The sequence below is a fragment of the Sphingobium vermicomposti genome (assembly GCF_011762025.1).
GTDB lineage: Bacteria > Pseudomonadota > Alphaproteobacteria > Sphingomonadales > Sphingomonadaceae > Sphingobium > Sphingobium vermicomposti.
On record NZ_JAASQR010000003.1, the window covers coordinates 261442 to 278803 of the forward strand.

At 62.3% G+C, this 17362-nt stretch carries 18 protein-coding genes and 1 pseudogene; 9 read left to right on the top strand and 10 right to left on the bottom strand.

Features of this window, described 5'->3' with window-relative positions; genetic code table 11:
- Positions 1-3: 3 nt before the first annotated feature.
- The 3 genes from FHS54_RS10920 to FHS54_RS10930 form a co-directional block, all read right to left on the bottom strand.
- Positions 4-1461, bottom strand: coding sequence for a mannose-1-phosphate guanylyltransferase/mannose-6-phosphate isomerase (locus FHS54_RS10920; RefSeq protein WP_167303849.1), 1458 nt, complete (start codon positions 1459-1461; stop codon positions 4-6).
- Between the two features lie 125 nt (positions 1462-1586).
- Positions 1587-1871, bottom strand: a complete 285-nt coding sequence (locus FHS54_RS10925) for a TFIIB-type zinc ribbon-containing protein (protein WP_167304409.1) — start codon at positions 1869-1871, stop codon at positions 1587-1589.
- Positions 1872-1873: 2 nt separating this feature from the next.
- A complete protein-coding gene (locus FHS54_RS10930; RefSeq protein ID WP_167303850.1) occupies positions 1874-2584 on the bottom strand; it encodes a Bax inhibitor-1 family protein in 711 nt (236 codons plus the stop codon).
- Between the two features lie 305 nt (positions 2585-2889).
- On the opposite strand from FHS54_RS10930, the gene cysS reads away from it, so the two are divergent.
- From cysS to FHS54_RS10950, 4 genes are all read left to right on the top strand, one after another.
- Positions 2890-4407 (top strand): cysteine--tRNA ligase, encoded by a 1518-nt coding sequence (gene cysS / locus FHS54_RS10935; RefSeq protein WP_167303851.1) that lies wholly within the window; start codon positions 2890-2892, stop codon positions 4405-4407.
- Positions 4408-4515: 108 nt separating this feature from the next.
- The gene (locus FHS54_RS10940) at positions 4516-4872 is read left to right on the top strand and encodes a Rap1a/Tai family immunity protein (RefSeq protein WP_167303852.1); all 357 of its coding nucleotides are present in this window, start codon (positions 4516-4518) and stop codon (positions 4870-4872) included.
- A 124-nt stretch (positions 4873-4996) separates the two neighbouring features.
- Positions 4997-6367 carry a class II 3-deoxy-7-phosphoheptulonate synthase gene (locus FHS54_RS10945; RefSeq protein ID WP_167303853.1) on the top strand — a complete coding sequence of 457 codons (1371 nt, stop codon included), beginning with the start codon at positions 4997-4999 and terminating at the stop codon, positions 6365-6367.
- A gap of 274 nt (positions 6368-6641) precedes the next feature.
- Complete coding sequence (locus FHS54_RS10950) at positions 6642-7406, top strand: ParA family protein (RefSeq protein ID WP_167303854.1); 765 nt, start codon at positions 6642-6644, stop codon at positions 7404-7406.
- A gap of 120 nt (positions 7407-7526) precedes the next feature.
- Here FHS54_RS10950 and FHS54_RS10955 read toward each other — a convergent pair whose 3' ends face one another.
- On the bottom strand, positions 7527-9290 hold the full coding sequence (locus FHS54_RS10955) for a fatty acyl-AMP ligase (protein WP_243855734.1): 1764 nt from the start codon (positions 9288-9290) through the stop codon (positions 7527-7529).
- A 144-nt stretch (positions 9291-9434) separates the two neighbouring features.
- Between FHS54_RS10955 and FHS54_RS10960 the strand changes: the two genes are divergently transcribed.
- The 4 genes and pseudogenes from FHS54_RS10960 to FHS54_RS16450 all read left to right on the top strand — a co-directional run.
- Positions 9435-9962 carry a regulatory protein RecX gene (locus tag FHS54_RS10960; protein WP_167303855.1) on the top strand — a complete coding sequence of 176 codons (528 nt, stop codon included), beginning with the start codon at positions 9435-9437 and terminating at the stop codon, positions 9960-9962.
- Positions 9963-10003: 41 nt separating this feature from the next.
- The gene (locus tag FHS54_RS10965) at positions 10004-10531 is read left to right on the top strand and encodes a DUF192 domain-containing protein (protein WP_167303856.1); all 528 of its coding nucleotides are present in this window, start codon (positions 10004-10006) and stop codon (positions 10529-10531) included.
- A gap of 51 nt (positions 10532-10582) precedes the next feature.
- Entirely contained in the window at positions 10583-10981 is a 399-nt protein-coding gene (locus tag FHS54_RS10970) for an NADH:ubiquinone oxidoreductase subunit NDUFA12 (RefSeq protein ID WP_167303857.1), read from the top strand.
- 245 nt (positions 10982-11226) lie between these two features.
- Positions 11227-11397 (top strand): annotated as a pseudogene (locus tag FHS54_RS16450) (DUF2155 domain-containing protein); the annotation flags it as partial.
- Between the two features lie 35 nt (positions 11398-11432).
- Here the strand turns inward: FHS54_RS16450 and aat are convergent.
- Positions 11433-12191: a leucyl/phenylalanyl-tRNA--protein transferase gene (gene aat / locus FHS54_RS10980; RefSeq protein WP_167303858.1), complete on the bottom strand. Its 759-nt coding sequence runs from the start codon at positions 12189-12191 to the stop codon at positions 11433-11435.
- A gap of 140 nt (positions 12192-12331) precedes the next feature.
- Here aat and FHS54_RS10985 point away from each other — a divergent pair, with 140 nt between their 5' ends.
- Positions 12332-12976 carry a glutathione S-transferase family protein gene (locus FHS54_RS10985; protein WP_167303859.1) on the top strand — a complete coding sequence of 215 codons (645 nt, stop codon included), beginning with the start codon at positions 12332-12334 and terminating at the stop codon, positions 12974-12976.
- Between the two features lie 69 nt (positions 12977-13045).
- On the opposite strand, the gene FHS54_RS10990 is transcribed toward FHS54_RS10985, so the two are convergent.
- The 5 genes from FHS54_RS10990 to sdhC all read right to left on the bottom strand — a co-directional run bounded on the left by FHS54_RS10990 (position 13046) and on the right by sdhC (position 17354).
- Positions 13046-13402 carry a response regulator gene (locus FHS54_RS10990; RefSeq protein WP_167303860.1) on the bottom strand — a complete coding sequence of 119 codons (357 nt, stop codon included), beginning with the start codon at positions 13400-13402 and terminating at the stop codon, positions 13046-13048.
- Between the two features lie 9 nt (positions 13403-13411).
- Entirely contained in the window at positions 13412-14416 is a 1005-nt protein-coding gene (locus tag FHS54_RS10995) for an HWE histidine kinase domain-containing protein (RefSeq protein WP_167303861.1), read from the bottom strand.
- Positions 14417-14755: 339 nt separating this feature from the next.
- Positions 14756-16570 (bottom strand): succinate dehydrogenase flavoprotein subunit, encoded by a 1815-nt coding sequence (gene sdhA, locus FHS54_RS11000; protein WP_167303862.1) that lies wholly within the window; start codon positions 16568-16570, stop codon positions 14756-14758.
- Complete coding sequence (gene sdhD / locus FHS54_RS11005) at positions 16570-16959, bottom strand: succinate dehydrogenase, hydrophobic membrane anchor protein (protein ID WP_167303863.1); 390 nt, start codon at positions 16957-16959, stop codon at positions 16570-16572. Before sdhD ends, sdhA begins: the two co-directional genes overlap by 1 nt.
- Positions 16959-17354 (bottom strand): succinate dehydrogenase, cytochrome b556 subunit, encoded by a 396-nt coding sequence (sdhC, locus tag FHS54_RS11010; protein ID WP_167303864.1) that lies wholly within the window; start codon positions 17352-17354, stop codon positions 16959-16961. Before sdhC ends, sdhD begins: the two co-directional genes overlap by 1 nt.
- Positions 17355-17362: the final 8 nt, after the last annotated feature.

Consider the following 17362-nt stretch of genomic DNA (forward strand, 5'->3'; position numbering starts at 1 on the left):
CCGTCACTTGCGCGCGTAGCGATCCTCATAGCGGACGATATCATCCTCCCCCACATAGGACCCGGTTTGCACTTCGATGAAGACCATCGGAATGCGCCCCGGATTTTCCATCCGGTGCATCGCCCCCACCGGAACATAGACGGATTGGTTTTCCGACAGCAGCTGAACGTCGTCACCGACCGTCACCTTCGCCGTCCCTTCGACCACGATCCAATGTTCTGACCGATGGAAATGGCTTTGCAGGCTCAGTGACGCGCCGGGCAGCACGGTGATCCGCTTCACCTGGAATCGCGGCCCAACCACCAGGCTTTCATACCAGCCCCAGGGCCGGTGATCCTTGGGAAAAGCCTCAGCCTGCGGCGCGCCCTTGCGCTGCAATGCCTCCACGACCAGCTTCACATCCTGCGTGCGCGACTTGTCCGCGATCAGCACAGCGTCGTTCATCGCCACCGCGACGATATTGTCGAGGCCTAGACCGACAATCTCCAGCCCATCGCTCTCCGACCTTAGCAGCGTGTCACGGCAATCCAGCGCGGTCGCCGCCCCGGACAAGGCCACGCCATTTTCGTCAGGCCGCGAATGGCTCCACACCGCGTCCCACCCGCCCAGATCCGACCATTCCGCATCGAACGGAACGACCGACAGATTGTCCGCCCGCTCCATGATCGCATAGTCGATGGCGACGCTTTCCGCCTCGCTCCATGGCTCCGCCGCCAGCCGCAGGAAGCCTAGGTCGCTTTCCGCCTGCTCGACCGCCGCCCGCACCGCCGATAATATGGCGGGAGCGTGCTGTTCGAACGCTGCAATCAGGTCCTTCGCGGCAAACAGGAAGATGCCCGCATTCCAAAGATAATTGCCCGTCGCCAGCATCTCCTCCGCGCGCGCGGCATTGGGCTTTTCGACGAAGCTGGCCAACTTGATCGGTTCGCCCGAACCGTCCGGCCTGCTCTGCGCCTCCAGATAGCCATAGCCGGTTTCCGGTCGCGTCGGGCTGATGCCGAAGGTGACGAGGTCGCCTGCCTCTGCCGCGACCAGCCCCTTTTCCACCGCCTGATGGAAAGCGGCTACGTCCGGCACGACATGGTCCGATGGCGCGACCAGCATGATGGCGTCGGGCTTGCTGGCGACCAGATGCAGCGCCGCCGCCAAAATGGCGGGCGCGGTGTTGCGCCCTTCCGGTTCGATCAGGATGGCCTGCGGGTCGATATTCTCCTTCGCCAGCTGCTCAGCGATGATGAAGCGGAACAGCGAATTGGCGAGGATCAGCGGTCGGGCGAAGGAAAATTGCTCGCCCCCGCCTGACAGGCGGCGCGCCACCGACTGGAACAGCGTGGTATCGCCCAACAAGGGCACGAACTGCTTGGGATAGGATTTGCGCGACAATGGCCATAGCCGGGTGCCCGACCCGCCAGCCAGGATGACGGGTGTGACCTCGACATTATATGCGTTACGTGTCGACATGAAACCCTGATCGCTAAATGGAACCTGGCGAAAGCTCTAAAGGATCAATCGCGGGAGGCAAGGGCCAGCCCCAGACCCTTTCCGCAGCGCCAAGGAAAAAGGGACGGCGCCATGGCCGTCCCCTCTTAATCGAACAGCTCCTCCAGGAAGCTCTTCTTCCGCTTCTTCTGATAATAGCGGCCATCATCGCGATAGTCACGATCCGGGCGATAATGGGGCTGCTGGGGCTGGGGCGGGGTGGTCGCGACCGAAGCGGATCGCTCGATAATCTTGTCGAGCTCGCCCCGATCCAGCCATACGCCCCGGCATTGCGGGCAAAAGTCGATCTCCACCCCCTGCCGGTCCGTCATGGAAAGTCCCACATGACAAACCGGGCAGAGCATGGCCGACACGGCCTCTGACGTGCGCATCATTATTCCCGTTCGCCCGTCAGGTGCAGCAGCATCTGGAACAGGTTCACGAAGTTCAGGTACAGCGACAGCGCGCCCATGACCTGCATCTTCTGCGCCATCTCATGGCCCGCATAGGCGAAATATTCCGACTTGATGCGCTGTGTATCCCAGGCGGTCAGGCCGGTGAAGATCACGACGCCCAGGATAGAAATGACCATCTGCAACGCCGACGATCCGATGAAGATATTGACGACCATCGCCACCAATATGCCGATCAGGCCCATGATCAGGAACGAACCCATCTTCGTCAGGTCACGCCCGGTCGTATAACCCCACAGCGCCATCGCCAGGAACATCACCGCAGCCGAAAAGAAAGCCTGCGCGATGCTGGCCCCTGTGAACACCAGGAAGATGCTGGCCAGCGACACGCCCATCACGGCGGAAAAGGCCCAAAAAGCCATGCGCGCGCCTGCGGTTGTCATCTTTTCAATGCGAAAGCTGAAGAAAAAGACGAAGGCGAGAGGCGCGAAAATCGCGACCCATTTCAGCGGCGTTCCGAAAATCGCGGCGGCCAGCACCGGCGTGTTGCCGATGAAAGCGGCAACCAGCCCGGTGATGACCAGGCCGATACCCATGTTGCGAAATACGCCCAGCATATGACTGCGCAGCCCGGCGTCATATTGCGCCGCCTGCGTCGTCCCATAATTCGGTGTACGAACGGGATTGTTCACGGCGTTAAAACTCCATCCTTCAAAATCATCATGTGGATCGAGTGGCCCGGCGCGGTCTTCGCAAGGCTAGAGGGGGTTTAGCCCCACGAACCTGCACCGAGCGCACTCGATGCGGTCCGACATCGCGGCTGGATGAAAATCCAACCGCCAGAGGGGCCCGGCCCGCAGAAGCAATATCGGTAGAGAAGCGCGCGGGCGCAAGGGAACGAGGGGGCAGCAACAATTTGTTACACAGCGGCACGACAGACCAAGCCTTTCCGCTCACCAGTTGACGCCCGCCCTGAACCGCCCCATGGCTGCGCCTCATGAGCGACCAGTTCACCCCAGACGAGCAGCATGTGAGCGCGCCCCTGCGCCTCTTCAACAGCCTGACGCGCACGGTCGATCCGTTCGCCCCGATCGACCCGAACCACACCCGCGTCTACAGTTGCGGCCCGACCGTCTACAACTATGCCCATCTGGGCAATCTGCGCGCCTATGTGTTCACCGACACGCTGCGCCGCACCTTGTTGTGGAAGGGGATGGACGTCACCCACATCATCAACATCACCGATGTCGGCCATCTGACCAGCGACGCCGACGCAGGCGATGACAAGATGGAAGCAGCAGCCCGCGCCCAGGCCAAAAGCATCTGGGACATAGCGGCCCATTATACGCAGGCGTTCAAACAGAATATCGCCGACCTCAACATCCTGCCGCCCAGCGAGTGGACGGTCGCGACCGACTATGTGCCGCAGATGATCGAATTTGCGAAGAAGATCGCGCCCGACCATTGCTATGAACTGGACAGCGGCCTCTATTTCGACAGCAGCACCGTGCCCGACTATGGCGCTCTGGCTGGCGGGCGGGACGATGCTGCCCATGCCCGGATCGACCCGGTCGCGGGAAAGCGCAATCCGTCCGACTTCGCCATCTGGCGCAAATCCCCGCCCGGCGAACAGCGCCAGATGGAATGGGATTCCCCGTGGGGCAAGGGCGCGCCCGGCTGGCACCTTGAATGTTCGGTGATGAGCCAGGCGCGGCTTGGCCATCCGTTCGACATCCACACCGGCGGCATCGACCATCGCGAAATCCATCACCCCAACGAAATCGCCCAGAACCAGGCCTATTGCGGCTGCACCGATGCCCAGCCCGGATTCACCGGCGCGCGCTGGTGGATGCACAACAACTTTCTGGTGGATCGTCAGGGGAAGATGAGCAAGTCGAAGGGCGGCTTCACCACCCTCTTTTCGCTGATCGACGCGGGCGTCCACCCGCTCGCCTATCGCCTGCTGTGCCTGGGCGCGCATTATCGCAGCGAACTGGAATTCAGCGCCGAAAGCGTCGGCGCGGCCCTGACCCGGCTCAAACGGCTGATCATGGCCGTGGAGGGGCTGAAAAGCCGCGCTGAAGGCGTGACATGGCAATCGCCCCGGCTCGACTATCTGCGCGCAAACCTGCACCCAAAGCTCGCGCCCCTGCTGGAACAGTTTGACGCGGCGATCAGCGACGACCTGATGACCCCGCGCGCCCTGCCCCTGCTGGAAGAAGCGATTGCGCTCAAAAAGGTGCCCGTCGATGAAAAGCTCTGCCTGATCGCGGCTTTTGATCAGGCGCTGGGGCTGAACCTGCTGACCATCAGCCGCGCCGACCTGCGCCTTACCCCTAAAGATGCGCAGATGACGCCCGAAGCTGTGGAGGCCGAACTGGACCGGCGTCAGGCCGCCCGCGCGGACAGGAATTTCGCATTGTCGGATGAGATCAGGGACGCGCTGGTCGAACGGGGCGTCGATGTCATGGACGGCGACCCCCTGCGCTGGGAATGGCGCCCTAACCTGGGGTAAATTCCTTATTTACCATAATGTTACGGTTTCGTCACAATAGGCCCAACCGTGCTGTGCGCGCGCTCGCCGGGCTGGACAGGACGGGCCGTCAGGCGCACCATCCATTCCATGAAATTACCCATCCTGGCGGCGTCGCTTTTGCTCGGCAGCACTCTGACTCCCCACCCCGTGGCCGCGCAGGCCTTCATGTTTGAAACGGGCGCGACCTTATTGGAAAAATGCCGCAACAAGGCCCCCGAATATGCGCTCGCCTGCACCGCCTACATTGTCGGCGCGGTGGACGGGATCAAGAAGGATGTGTTCATCGGGCGGGCGCAACCCAATTGCTGGCCTGACCGGATGCAGGCGAGCGAAGTCAAGCGCGTCGTCGTCGCCTATCTCGAACGCTATCCCGACCAGCGCAAGGCACCCGCCTCCGTCCTGGTCAGCGTCGCCCTGAATGGCCATTATCCCTGCCAGAAGTGATCTGTATCATCGTTCGGCGCTGCCCCCGATGCCACTGCGCCTCCCCCATATGGTATAAACTTGCGTTAGCCCCTTCATCGGCGTAGGGGCGGCCCCTATTTTTATATCTTTTGGGAGATTCAAAGTGGCGGCGAAGTGGACGCCGGAAAGCTGGCGCGAACATACGGGCATCCAGATGCCCGTCTATCGGGATGCCCAGGCGCTGGGCGCTGTAGAGGCACAGCTCAGCCAGTTTCCCCCGCTCGTCTTTGCCGGCGAAGCGCGCAGCTTGAAGGCTGAACTCGCCAAGGTCACGACCGGCGACGCGTTCCTGCTGCAAGGCGGCGACTGCGCCGAAAGCTTTGCCGAATTCCACCCGAACAACATCCGCGACACGTTCCGCGTGCTGCTGCAAATGGCGGTGGTGCTGACCTTCGCGTCCAAGCTGCCGATCGTGAAGGTCGGTCGCATGGCGGGTCAGTTCGCCAAGCCGCGTTCGGCCGATACGGAAACGATCGGTGGCGTGGAACTACCCAGCTATCGCGGTGACAATGTCAACGACATCGCCTTCACGCCGGAATCGCGAGAGCCCGACCCGGAGCGGATGGTGCGCGCCTATAATCAGTCGGCGGCGACGCTCAACCTGCTGCGTGCCTTCTCTACCGGCGGCTATGCCAGCCTGGATCGGGTCCATGGCTGGATGCTGGATTTCATGGGCCGCAGCCCGCTCGCGGCAAAGTTCGACGCAGTTGCCGACCAGATTGGCGCGGCGCTCGATTTCATGCGCGCCTGCGGCCTGTCGCCCGACACCGTGCCCCAACTGGGTGGAACCAGCTTCTACACCAGCCATGAAGCGCTGTTGCTTCCCTATGAGCAGGCGCTGACCCGGCAGGATTCGCTGACCGGCGACTGGTATGACACGTCGGCGCACATGCTCTGGATCGGTGACCGCACGCGATTCGAAGGGTCGTCGCATGTCGAATATCTGCGCGGCATCGGCAATCCGATCGGCATGAAGTGCGGCCCCAGCCTTGAGCCGGACGCACTGATCCGCCTGCTCGACATCCTCAACCCAACGCGCGAAGCGGGCCGGATCACGCTCATCACCCGCTATGGCCATGACAAGATTGAGGCTGGCCTGCCCAAGCTGGTGCGCGCCGTGCTCAAGGAAGGTCATCCGGTCGTCTGGTCGTGCGACCCGATGCACGGCAATGTCATCAAGGCGGCCAATGGCTACAAGACCCGGCCCTTCGACCGCATCCTGGCCGAAGTGCGCGGCTTCTTCGCCGTCCACCGGGCCGAGGGCAGCTTTGGCGGTGGCATCCATGCCGAAATGACCGGGCAGAATGTGACGGAATGCACCGGCGGCGCGATTGCCATCACCGATGAAGGGCTGGCGGATCGCTACCACACCCATTGCGACCCGCGCCTCAACGCAGCGCAGAGCCTGGAACTCGCTTTCCTGCTCGCCGAAATGCTGAACGAAGAACTGAAGGAACGGCGCGCAGCCGCCTGACCCAGGCACCTCCATGTTCCTGTGCAAACAGGAACATGGAGTGGCTGGGCCGAGGATGGGACAGCGCCTCCCCTACCCGGTATTCCTGCGAAGGCAGGAACCCAGTCCCGCCCTTTATCACTGGTCACGAACCTTCGGACTAGGCTCCTGCCTGCGCAGGAGCACAAGCGCAATCATGCCTGAATGGGCCAAGTCGCGCCGACCAGTCACACCCATGTAACATTGCCATGATTGTCCGCTTGCTTTGACAGGTCAAAGCCCTAGCTTTCACCCCATGGCAAAGGAACCGGAATTGGCGACCATCGCCGTCTACAGCCTCAAGGGCGGGGTAGGCAAAACCACCTTCGCGATCAATCTCGCCTGGGCGTCGGCGGCCATCTCCCGGCGGCGCACGCTATTGTGGGATTTGGACCCACAGGCCGCGGCAAGCTGGCTCATTTCTACCGACCGGCAAAGCCGCGACGCCGCGCAGGCGATCTTCAGCAAGGATGTTGAGGTCCGAAAGCTGATCCAGCCGTCCACCGTGCCGGGGCTAGACCTGATCGCCGCTGATACGTCGCTGCGCAGCCTCGACCATCTTTTCCGCGAAATGGATAAAAAAAAGAGGCTGGCCAAGCTGATTGAGAGCCTCGGCCAGGATTATGACCGCATCATCCTGGATTGTCCGCCGGGCCTGACCGAAACCAGCGAGCAGGTTTTGCGCGCCACCAACATGGTCGTCATCCCGGTGATCCCTTCCCCCCTGTCGCAGCGCGCGATGGGCGAAGTGGCGCGCTATCTTGTCCAGCGGGGCGGATCGCACGCGCCGATCATGCCCGTCTATTCCATGGTCGACCGCCGCCGCGCCCTGCATCGCAAGGCGCTGGAGGATCAGCCCGGATGGCCCGCCATTCCGATGGCGAGCATGGTCGAACAGATGACGGTGAAAAGGAAGCCGCTCGGTGCCTTCGCCGCCTCATCGCCCCCGGCACAAAGCTTCGCGGGCCTATGGACCACGATCGAGCGACAGGTGCAAAAGCATCAGAAGAACGGCGGGTAAGAACCGCCCTAAACCCGTTCGGGCTGAGCTTGTCGAAGCCCTTTTCTTCTCAAGAAGAAGTAGAGCCGTTCGACAGGCTCAGGGCGAACGGAATTTAGGAATGGTTTGTCCGTCAGCCAATCACGCCGCGATGTCGTAAGGCCTGATCTCACCCGTCAGATACAGGTTACGCGCCTTGGACCGGCTCAACTTGCCCGAACTGGTGCGTGGCAATGTGCGCGGCGGCACCAGTTCGACAACGCAATTCATCCCGGTGATCGCCCGCACCCGCTCGCGAATCTGGTCGCGCAACCGCGTGCGTTCGTCATTGTCGGACGTGCGGCAATGCACCAGCACGGCAGGCGCTTCCTCGCCACCCGGCGTGGTGATCGCAAAGGCGGCAATGTCGCCCTGCTTGAAGCCGGGCAACTGCTCCACCGCCCATTCAATGTCCTGCGGCCAGTGATTCTTGCCGTTGATGATGATCATGTCCTTGGCGCGACCGACGATGTACAGATAGCCATCGCTCAGATAGCCCATGTCGCCCGTGTCCAGCCAACCATCGACCATGCAGGCGTCGGTAGCCTCCTGATCGCGGAAATAGCCGACCATCAACGACGGACCGGTCGTCCACACCTTGCCGATCTGCCGTTCGCCCAGCGGCGCGCCATCCTCGTCGCGGATCTCCACGACCATGTCGCGGGCAGGCTTGCCGCAATTGACGATGGACCGGAAGCGATGCGGCCGTCCCTCGGTCGCGTCGCCGCCCGAAAGGTCCGTTTCCTCGACCAATTCGACGATGATGCCTTCACCCGGCGGCATGATGGTGACCGCCAGCGTCGCTTCGGCCAAGCCATAGCTCGGCAGGAACGCCTTGGGCGAAAAGCCCGCATCGGCAAAAGCGTCGACAAAGCTCTGCATCACATCGGGGCGGATCATGTCCGCGCCATTGCCCGCAAGCCGCCAGCGCGACAGGTCGAACCGATCCTGCGCCTTGGTCTGGCTCGACATGCGCCGCGCGCAAATGTCATAGCCGAATGTCGGCGAATAGCTGATCGACGTGCCTTCATTGCGGCTGATCAGGTCCAGCCACGCCAGCGGACGGCGGGCGAAATCCTCCGTCTTCATGTAATCGGTCGACACCTGGTTGGCGACGATCGACAGGAAACATCCGACCAGACCCATGTCATGATACCATGGCAGCCAGCTGATGCAGCGGTCGCTGTCCTGCAGTTCCATGCCATGGCTGTGCGCGGCCAGGTTGCTCAGCAGCGCATGGTGCGTCACCGCGACACCATGGGGAAAACGGGTCGATCCGCTGGAATATTGCAGATAGCAAACCTCATCGCCCCGCGCCTGCGGCAGATCGCACGAAATGGCCTCACGCGCGATGAAATCCTCGAACGCGATACTCTCGACCTTCTGCTGGCGACCGGACTCGCCCGCCATCTCTTCCAATTCCTTGGGGAACAGGAACAGCATCGGATCGCAACTGGTCAGCTGGACATTCAGCTGGTCGATATAGCTTTCCTTGCCGCCAAAGCTGGTCGGCAACGGCAGCGGCACAGGCCAGCCGCCCGCATAGACAATGCCAAAAAAGAGCTGCGCGAAATCCGCGCCCGTTTCGGCGACCAGAGCCACGCGATCCTGCGGCTTCACGCCATGGGCGATCAACCGATGAGCGCAGGCCAGCGCATCCTCGCGCAGTTCGGCAAAGGGATAAGGCCGCGCCAGGTTGCCCCGCGCGTCATGGAAATTCAGACCACGCGCGCCACGCGCAGCATAGTCCAGCGCCTGCGCCAGAGTCTCGAAATCGGAGAAGCGCCGTGGAAGGGCGTCATTCGTAGGCGTAGGTGCCATCATGCTTTGCGAACCCGTCATATTGGCGTCACCCAATGTCTTCATTTTGTCATCCGGGCGCGCGCTATCATCTTTGACATCGCAATGCACCGGATAGTTGCATTCCAGCGTGGACTTCTACAGCATAAGGCGCGGTCAAATTCCGGCCCTACTGTGGCATAAAGATGGCGCTTGACGCATGATCGCCCGATGACGACCAAACGCCCCCCGTCCGCGCTCGATGAAGACCGGCTGCGTGAACTGGCGCTCCGCTATGTCGGGCGCTTCGCGACCAGCCGGGCCAAACTGCTCGCCTATATCAACCGCAAGCTGCAGGAACGCGGCTGGCAAGGGGCCGCTCCGCCCGATCCCGCCGGTCTGGTCGAACGGCTTTGCGAGCTGCGCTATGTCGATGACAGCAGCTATGCCACCATGAAAAGCGCCGCCCTGTCCCGCCGGGGCTATGGCGCGCGGCGCGTCGCGCAAACCCTGCGCGCCGACGGAATCGCCGAATCCGACCGCGCGGAAGCCGACACTCAAACCCAGAATGACAGCTGGACCGCCGCCGACCGCTTCGCCCGCCGCAAGCGCATTGGCCCCTATGCCCAGGCGCAGCCCGACCCCAAACAGCGCGAAAAGGCGATTGCCGCCTTCATCCGCGCCGGCCACAGCTACGACACCGCCCGCCGCTGGACCGACGCCCCGCCGGGCGAACCGCCCGACCCTTCGGAATCATGATCGACCCCACACGCCCACCTTGCCGACAGAGTAGCCATCATATGCGGATCATCCCCCTCCTCCTCATCGCCCTGCTCGCGGCCTGCTATCCCACCGCGCCCAAGGGGGAAAAGGCCACCGCCCCCGCGACGCAGCAGGAAACCCTCCTCCCCCTTGCCATCACCACGGCAAAGGGGACGCACCGCTTCGCCGTCGAAGCCGCCCTCACTCCGCAGCAGCAGGCACAGGGCCTCATGTTCCGCAAATCGCTCGCTCCCGATGGCGGCATGCTCTTTCCCATGAACCCGCCGCGCACCGCCAGCTTCTGGATGAAGAACACGCTGATCCCGCTCGACATGCTGTTCATCCGCACCGACGGGACCATCGCCTTCATCGCCGCCAGCACGACGCCCTATTCGCGCGATCCCGTATCCGCCGGGGTTCCCGTCGCCGCCGTGCTGGAACTGCGCGGCGGGCGGGCGGCGGAACTTGGCATTGCACAGGGCGACCGGGTCGCCTGGGGTCGCTGCGTCGATCCAGCGGGCAAAGCCCCCGCAGAACTCGATTTCTGCCCGTCACCCGCCCGCTGACTGCACATCCGCCTTGCCAATGCCCTGCCCGTGGGGCTAAGCGCATGGCCCATGGGAATCCTGGCCAATATCTTCACCTGGTGGAATGGCGCGACCATCGGCACCGCTCTCTACACCTCCCGCAAGGGTACGAAGGTGGGGGAGGACCATCAGGGCAATATCTATTATGAAGGCGGCACCGATCCCAACGGCCTGGTGCGCCGCTGGGTGATCTACAACGGCAATAATGACGCCAGCCGCGTGCCCGCCGAATGGCATGGCTGGCTGCACCACACGATCGAAGGCACGCCGGAAAGCTGCCTGCCGCCGCCGCGCATCTGGGAAAGGGATTACACCCCCAACGCGACCGGCACCCCGCTCGCCTATCGTCCTTCCGGCGCTCTGGAAAAGGGCGGACAGCGGCAAAAGGCCACCGGCGATTATGAGGCATGGAGCCCCGACGCGTCATGACCCTGCGCCGGTCGGGGGCTTTCCTGCCGATCCTGCCCTGCCTCCCCCTGCTCGGCTGCGCGCTGTTGCTGGCAAGCTGCGGCGATGATGATATTCCCGCCGCGAACCAGACCGGCCCCGTGCGCATCGACCGCACCCCCATCCGCAATGACAAGAGTTCGGCCCTGCCCGGCACGCCCATGGGCGAACGCGTCGCGGTGATTGGCCTACTCAACAAACGCAACGGCTTGACCCGCGACCTGACGATGAAGCCCGGTGAAGCGCTGCGGGTCGGGGACGCCATCGTGCGCCTGCAGGCCTGTGAAACCAGCGCGCCATGGGAAAATGTGCAGGAAACCGGGGCCTTCGTGCAACTGGACGTGCGCAGCAGCGCCGACGGCAAATGGCGGCGCAACTTTTCCGGCTGGTTGTTCCGCGAACGGCCCGACCGCAACGTCGTTCAGCACCCGATCTATGACGTCTGGGTCAGAAGCTGCAATATGTCCTGGCCCGAAGCTGGTCCCGACACGGTGAAGCTGGGTGGCAAGGGTGAAACACCCTCCACCCCCGCCACCGCTCCCGACAGCCGCCCGAACGCCACTTCCGCGCAGGACCCCGAACCGCCCGCCAGCACGGCGCGGCCCGAAGCCAGCGGCACGTCATCCACCGCGCCTTCCAACAACTGAATATAATCACGCTGGCTGATCTCGATCGCGCCCAGCGACCGCAGATGATCCGTCATGAACTGGCAGTCGAGCAGGGTGAAACCGGCAAAGCGCATCCGCGCCGTCAGCCACGCCAGCGCAACCTTTGAAGCATCCGTCCGGCGCGACACCATGCTTTCGCCGAAAAAGGCCCGACCCAGCGCCACGCCATACAGCCCGCCGACCAGTTCCTCACCGTCCCAGACTTCGACGCTATGCGCAAAGCCGATCTCGTGCAGATGGCGATAAGCGCTTTCGATCTCGCGGTTGATCCAGGTCGTCGGGCGATCCCCAGCCGCCTGCGCGCACAGATCGACAATCCCCGCGAAATCGCGATTGGCCGTGACCCGGAACCGGTCCTGCCGGATCGTCTTTGCCAGTGAATGAGAGATGTGAAAGCCGTCCAGCGGCATGATCGCGCGCCGCTTCGGCTCGATCCAGTAAACCTCCTGCGCCTCCCTGTCGTCGGACATGGGAAACACACCGATGGCATAGGCCTGCAGCAGCACCAGCGGATCAATCATCATCGCCCAAGGATTTAGTGATAGATGAAGCGCCGCGCCAGTGCGACTTTGCCCCCTCCCCCAATTCTCCCGCAGACCGCCTTTCGACGTCCATTGCCACGCCGCAGCCGGGCAGGCATCCTCCACCGATTGAAAGGTGCATCATGACCATCACCATCACGGCGTTTGAACAATCTCCCGATCGCGGCCAGGGCCTGGCGCGGGACATGCCGGTGCGCTGGGCGCTCGAAGAAGTGGGCCAGCCCTACAATGTCCGCCGCCTGTCCTTCGCCGCCATGAAGGAGGCCGAACATCTGGCGCTCCACCCCTTCGGCCAGATTCCCACTTATGAAGAAGGGGACTTCATCCTGTTCGAATCGGGCGCGATCCTGCTCCACATCGTCTACCATCATCCAGGCCTGTTGCCGCGCGACGCGAACGCGCGCGGTAGCGCAATCGCCTGGATATTCGCCGCCCTCACCACAATGGAGCCGCCCATCGTGGAACGCAGCATGGCGGTCCTGCTGGAAAGCGACAAAAGCTGGAGCGTGGAGCGCCTGGCCCTGCTCGACCAGCGTGTCCGCAATCGGCTGGACCAGCTGTCCGACCGGCTGGGCAGCGCCGACTGGCTGGACGGCGCATTCAGCGCAGGCGACCTGATGATGGTATCGGTGCTACGCAGGCTGCGAAGCTCCGGCCTCCTCACCGAATATCCCAACCTCGCCGCCTATGTAGCCAGAGCCGAAGCACGCCCCGCTTTCCAGCGTGCCTTCGACGACCAGCTGGCGCTGTTCAAAAGGGGCAGTTGATCGGGCAGGCTGATCCCGCTCCACAATATCCTTGCCCGCCATTGCAGCCTTGGGAGATCACAGCCGCAGTCAGCGGCCAGTTAGTTGCATCAGCGCGGCCATCAGCCGCCGTTCGTCCGTCGGCTTACCCGCATTGGGCACCCCAGCCAGTACCTCGCCACCATATTGCTCAGGCCTGTCATAGGCCGTCGCCACGGCAAAAGGCACGTCGTGCGCCTTCAGATATTCCGCTACGGGTGTAACCAATTCGCGGCCCAGATTGACATCCAGCAATGCCACCGACGGCAATTCGGTCTCTAACAAAAGCAGCGCATCTTTGACCGTGCCGACGGGACCCATCACGCGCCACCCATAGCCCTCCAGCATCAACTGAAGGTCCATCGCGATGAAAAACTCGTCCTCAACAATCAACACCGTTTCGGGCACGGATGGCTCTCAGCTAGAGGATGGAGCCGTCCCCAATGGAATGACGATCTCTGTCCGAAAACCGTCTACCGCATAGTCTTGTTCCACCTCGCCATGGAGGTTGTAGGCGATGGTGGACCGGATCAGCTGGCTTCCATAGCCCGCTACAGCAGGCCGCGATACCGGGGGGCCACCGCTCTCTACCCATTTCAGCCGCAACTTGCTGTTGGCATCCTCGACCTGCCATCCGACGCGGACCTGTCCGCTTGGCACTGACAAGGCACCGTATTTCGCGGCGTTGGTCGCCAACTCATGCAGCACCAGGCTCAGCGACATGATCATGTGCGGGCCCAGCTCGATGGCCTCGCCCGGCTCGATCACCACAGCCTCCGGCTTATCGGCATAGGGTGCCAGGATAATGTTCAGCAGCCGGTCAACACCGACTTCATCCTGCTCGGCATAGGCAAGTTCCTGTGCCTCGATCAGGGCGCTGAAACGCCCCAGAAACACATCACGATACTCCTTGGCCGATCGGTCCTGAGTGGTCGTCTGATGCGCTATCGCTTTCACGACGCTCAACAGATTCTTCATCCGATGGCGAAGTTCGCCGAACAGCATGTCCTTGGCCATGTCCCGACGATAACGATCCGTGGCATCGACGATCGACAATAGCAGCGTGTGGCTAGCCCCATCGGGATGGAACAGCGTGCGCGCGGTCAAAAGCATCGTCCTGCGGCCCAGCGCGGGGAATGTATGTTCAACTTCGAAATTGATGATCGCCGTGGCCTTGGGGATCACGTCCGCTAGCAGCCGACGTAGTTCGGGAATGTCCCACTGGCCGTTGCCCAACTTATATATGGGGTGGCCGATCGTCTCTTCCCGGTCGACCTTGAACGTTTCAAAAAATGCGCGGCTAGCATTTTGAACGCACAGGCTCGCGTCCAACACCAACATTGGATCGGCGACAGTATCGACGATACCTTGCGCCTGAATATGTCCTGTCCGCAGAAGGCGGTAAAGATCTTCCATGTTCATCAACACTATCCTGTACGCAGCGTGTGCAAAGGGCAAGCCCCGGCACCATCGCTCACTACTCCGCAAGACAGCTATTCCGCAATTCAACGATGTAGTATCGCCAATTTCAGGTTGAATTCTTGATCTGTGTTATCTTTTCTCGCGATCATCTTGACGATTGCAGGCATCTTCAACCGCATTGCTCCAAATTTGGGGAAATAGAGGCAAGCCCGTCAACCATAGCTTCACGGCGAGCGATTGCCAATCCAACAGCCTCACCCCCGACCCCGGCACCACCCACAACGAAAAAGGGCGGACCTTGCAGCCCGCCCTCTTCCAACGCCATCTGATAAGCGCAGATCAGTAAACACGCGCCTTGGGCTTGATATATTCCGCCTCGTCGGTGAGCGTATAATCATGCACCGGCCGGGAATTCAGGGTGACCTTGCCACCCTTCCCACCCCAGCCGTCGAACCAGCTGATGGTGTGCTTCATCCAATTGTCGTCATCGCGATTCGGGAAATCCTCATGCGCATGCGCGCCACGGCTTTCCTTGCGATTTTCCGCGCTGACCATGGTGCACACCGCCTGGGACATGAGGTTGTCCAGCTCCAGCGTCTCGATCAGGTCGGTGTTCCAGATCAGCGATCGGTCGGACACGCCGACATCCTGCATGCTCGCGTTGACCTGCGCCATCTTGGTCACGCCCTCTGCCAGCAGCGCGCTGTCGCGGAACACGGCGGCATGCTTCTGCATGGTGTGCTGCATTTCCAGGCGGATCTTTGCCGTCGGCGATCCGCCCTTGGCATTGCGATAATGATCCAGGCGGCCCAGCGCCAGATCAGCCGCATCCTTGGGCAGCGGACGATGCGAGCCATTGGGCTTGATCGTTTCTTTCAGGTGCAGGCCGGTAGCGCGGCCAAACACGACAAGGTCGATCAGCGAGTTGGAGCCAAGGCGATTCGCGCCATGGACCGACACGCATGCCGCTTCGCCGACCGCATAGAGGCCCGGCACCACGACTTCGGGATCGTCGCCGACCTTCGTCACCACCTGCCCATGATAGTTACAGGGGATGCCGCCCATATTATAGTGAACGGTCGGGGTCACCGGCAGAGGCTGGCGGGTCAGGTCGACGCCCGCGAAAATCTTGCCGCTCTCGGTGATACCCGGCAGGCGTTCCGCCAGCACCTTGGGATCGATATGGTCGAGGTGCAGGAAGATGTGATCCTTGTTCGGACCCACGCCGCGCCCTTCGCGCATTTCCATCGCCATCGAACGCGACACAACGTCACGCGACGCCAGATCCTTCGCCGACGGGGCATAGCGTTCCATGAAGCGCTCGCCTTCGGAGTTGGTGAGGTAGCCCCCCTCGCCGCGCGCGCCTTCAGTGATGAGCACGCCCGCGCCGTAAATGCCGGTCGGGTGGAACTGCACGAACTCCAGGTCCTGCAGCGGCAGGCCCGCGCGCAGCACCATGCCGCCGCCATCGCCGGTGCAGCTATGCGCCGACGTGGCGGAGAAATAGGCGCGGCCATAGCCGCCCGTAGCTAGCACGACCGCCTTGCTGCGGAAGCGATGAATCGATCCATCCTCCATGCAGATGGCGATGACGCCGCGGCATTCCTTGCCGTTCGGGCCATCTTCCATGATCAGGTCGATGGCGAAATATTCGATGTAGAAGTCCGCGTCATATTTCAGGCTCTGCTGATACAGAGCGTGCAACATGGCGTGACCCGTGCGGTCGGCGGCGGCACAGGTGCGCTGCACCGGCGGGCCAGCGCCCATATTCTGCATGTGGCCGCCGAACGGACGCTGATAAATCGTCCCGTTTTCGTTGCGGCTGAACGGCACGCCGGCATGTTCCAGCTCGATCACGGCGGCGGGTGCTTCACGCACCATATATTCGATCGCGTCCTGGTCCCCCAGCCAGTCCGACCCCTTCACGGTGTCGTACATGTGCCAGGTCCAATGGTCGGGCGAATTGTTGCCCAGCGACGCGGCGATGCCGCCCTGCGCCGCAACCGTGTGCGACCGGGTCGGGAACAGCTTGGTGATGCAGGCGGTCTTCAGGCCCGCTTCGGCGCTGCCCATGGTGGCGCGCAGGCCCGAACCGCCAGCACCCACGACGACCGTGTCGTAAGTGTGATCGATGATCTTATAGGCTTCGGTCATCAGGAAGCAGCCCCCTCGAACGCGATCTTCGCGATGGCGAAAATACCGGCGGCCGCGCCGGCGATGGTATAGAAATTGAGGATCAGGATGGCGAAGAAATTCAGCCCCTTGTCGTGGACATAATCCTCCAGCATCACCTGCATGCCCAGCCGCAGGTGCCAGAAAACGCTGACCAGCATCAGCATCAGCGGCACCGCGACCAGCGGATTGGCGATCCAGCTGCGCACGCTTTCATAATCCAGGCCGGGCATGGTCGCGAGGCTGAAGATCAGCCACAGCACCAGCAACAGGTTGCTGACCGAAGTATAGCGATGCGTCAGCCAGTGGCCCGCGCCATGGCGAGCCGATCCAAGCCCGCGAACACGGCCGATTCCGGTTCCGTTGCCCATCAGATTTTCCCCGCGAATATGGTGGCCCACAACGCGATGGTGGCCAGGGTGGACAGGACCGGGATCACCAGCGACCATGTCTTGTTGGTATGAAGCTCATAGCCCGCGCCCATGTCGAGCACCCAGTGGCGAATGCCTGACATCATATGCTGGAAAAAGAACCAGCTGATGCCGATCATCACCAGATAGCCGACCGGCGAAGTCGCGCACTGAATGAAAGCCGCATAGGCTTCCGGCCCGGTCGCTGCGGCCATCAACCACCATATGACGCCCATGACGCCAGCAGTGGCAAGGCCATTGCCCGTAACGCGGTGCAGGATGGAGATCGCCATGTGCGGCCCCCATTTCCAGATCGTCAAATGCGGCGAGAGCGGCCGGCTCCTGTTTCGCGCCATGATTACTC

What these genes read in the sequence shown, in the direction of transcription:
- FHS54_RS10920 (WP_167303849.1), bottom strand. Translation starts at nt 1,461, where the DNA reads ATGTCGACACGTAACGCATATAATGTCGAGGTCACACCCGTCATCCTG.
- FHS54_RS10925 (WP_167304409.1), bottom strand. Translation starts at nt 1,871, where the DNA reads ATGCGCACGTCAGAGGCCGTGTCGGCCATGCTCTGCCCGGTTTGTCAT.
- cysS (WP_167303851.1), top strand. Translation starts at nt 2,890, where the DNA reads ATGAGCGACCAGTTCACCCCAGACGAGCAGCATGTGAGCGCGCCCCTG.
- FHS54_RS10940 (WP_167303852.1), top strand. Translation starts at nt 4,516, where the DNA reads ATGAAATTACCCATCCTGGCGGCGTCGCTTTTGCTCGGCAGCACTCTG.
- FHS54_RS10950 (WP_167303854.1), top strand. Translation starts at nt 6,642, where the DNA reads ATGGCAAAGGAACCGGAATTGGCGACCATCGCCGTCTACAGCCTCAAG.
- FHS54_RS10955 (WP_243855734.1), bottom strand. Translation starts at nt 9,290, where the DNA reads ATGAAGACATTGGGTGACGCCAATATGACGGGTTCGCAAAGCATGATG.
- FHS54_RS10960 (WP_167303855.1), top strand. Translation starts at nt 9,435, where the DNA reads ATGACGACCAAACGCCCCCCGTCCGCGCTCGATGAAGACCGGCTGCGT.
- FHS54_RS10965 (WP_167303856.1), top strand. Translation starts at nt 10,004, where the DNA reads ATGCGGATCATCCCCCTCCTCCTCATCGCCCTGCTCGCGGCCTGCTAT.
- FHS54_RS10970 (WP_167303857.1), top strand. Translation starts at nt 10,583, where the DNA reads ATGGGAATCCTGGCCAATATCTTCACCTGGTGGAATGGCGCGACCATC.
- aat (WP_167303858.1), bottom strand. Translation starts at nt 12,191, where the DNA reads ATGATGATTGATCCGCTGGTGCTGCTGCAGGCCTATGCCATCGGTGTG.
- FHS54_RS10985 (WP_167303859.1), top strand. Translation starts at nt 12,332, where the DNA reads ATGACCATCACCATCACGGCGTTTGAACAATCTCCCGATCGCGGCCAG.
- FHS54_RS10995 (WP_167303861.1), bottom strand. Translation starts at nt 14,416, where the DNA reads ATGAACATGGAAGATCTTTACCGCCTTCTGCGGACAGGACATATTCAG.
- sdhA (WP_167303862.1), bottom strand. Translation starts at nt 16,570, where the DNA reads ATGACCGAAGCCTATAAGATCATCGATCACACTTACGACACGGTCGTC.
- sdhD (WP_167303863.1), bottom strand. Translation starts at nt 16,959, where the DNA reads ATGGGCAACGGAACCGGAATCGGCCGTGTTCGCGGGCTTGGATCGGCT.
- sdhC (WP_167303864.1), bottom strand. Translation starts at nt 17,354, where the DNA reads ATGGCGCGAAACAGGAGCCGGCCGCTCTCGCCGCATTTGACGATCTGG.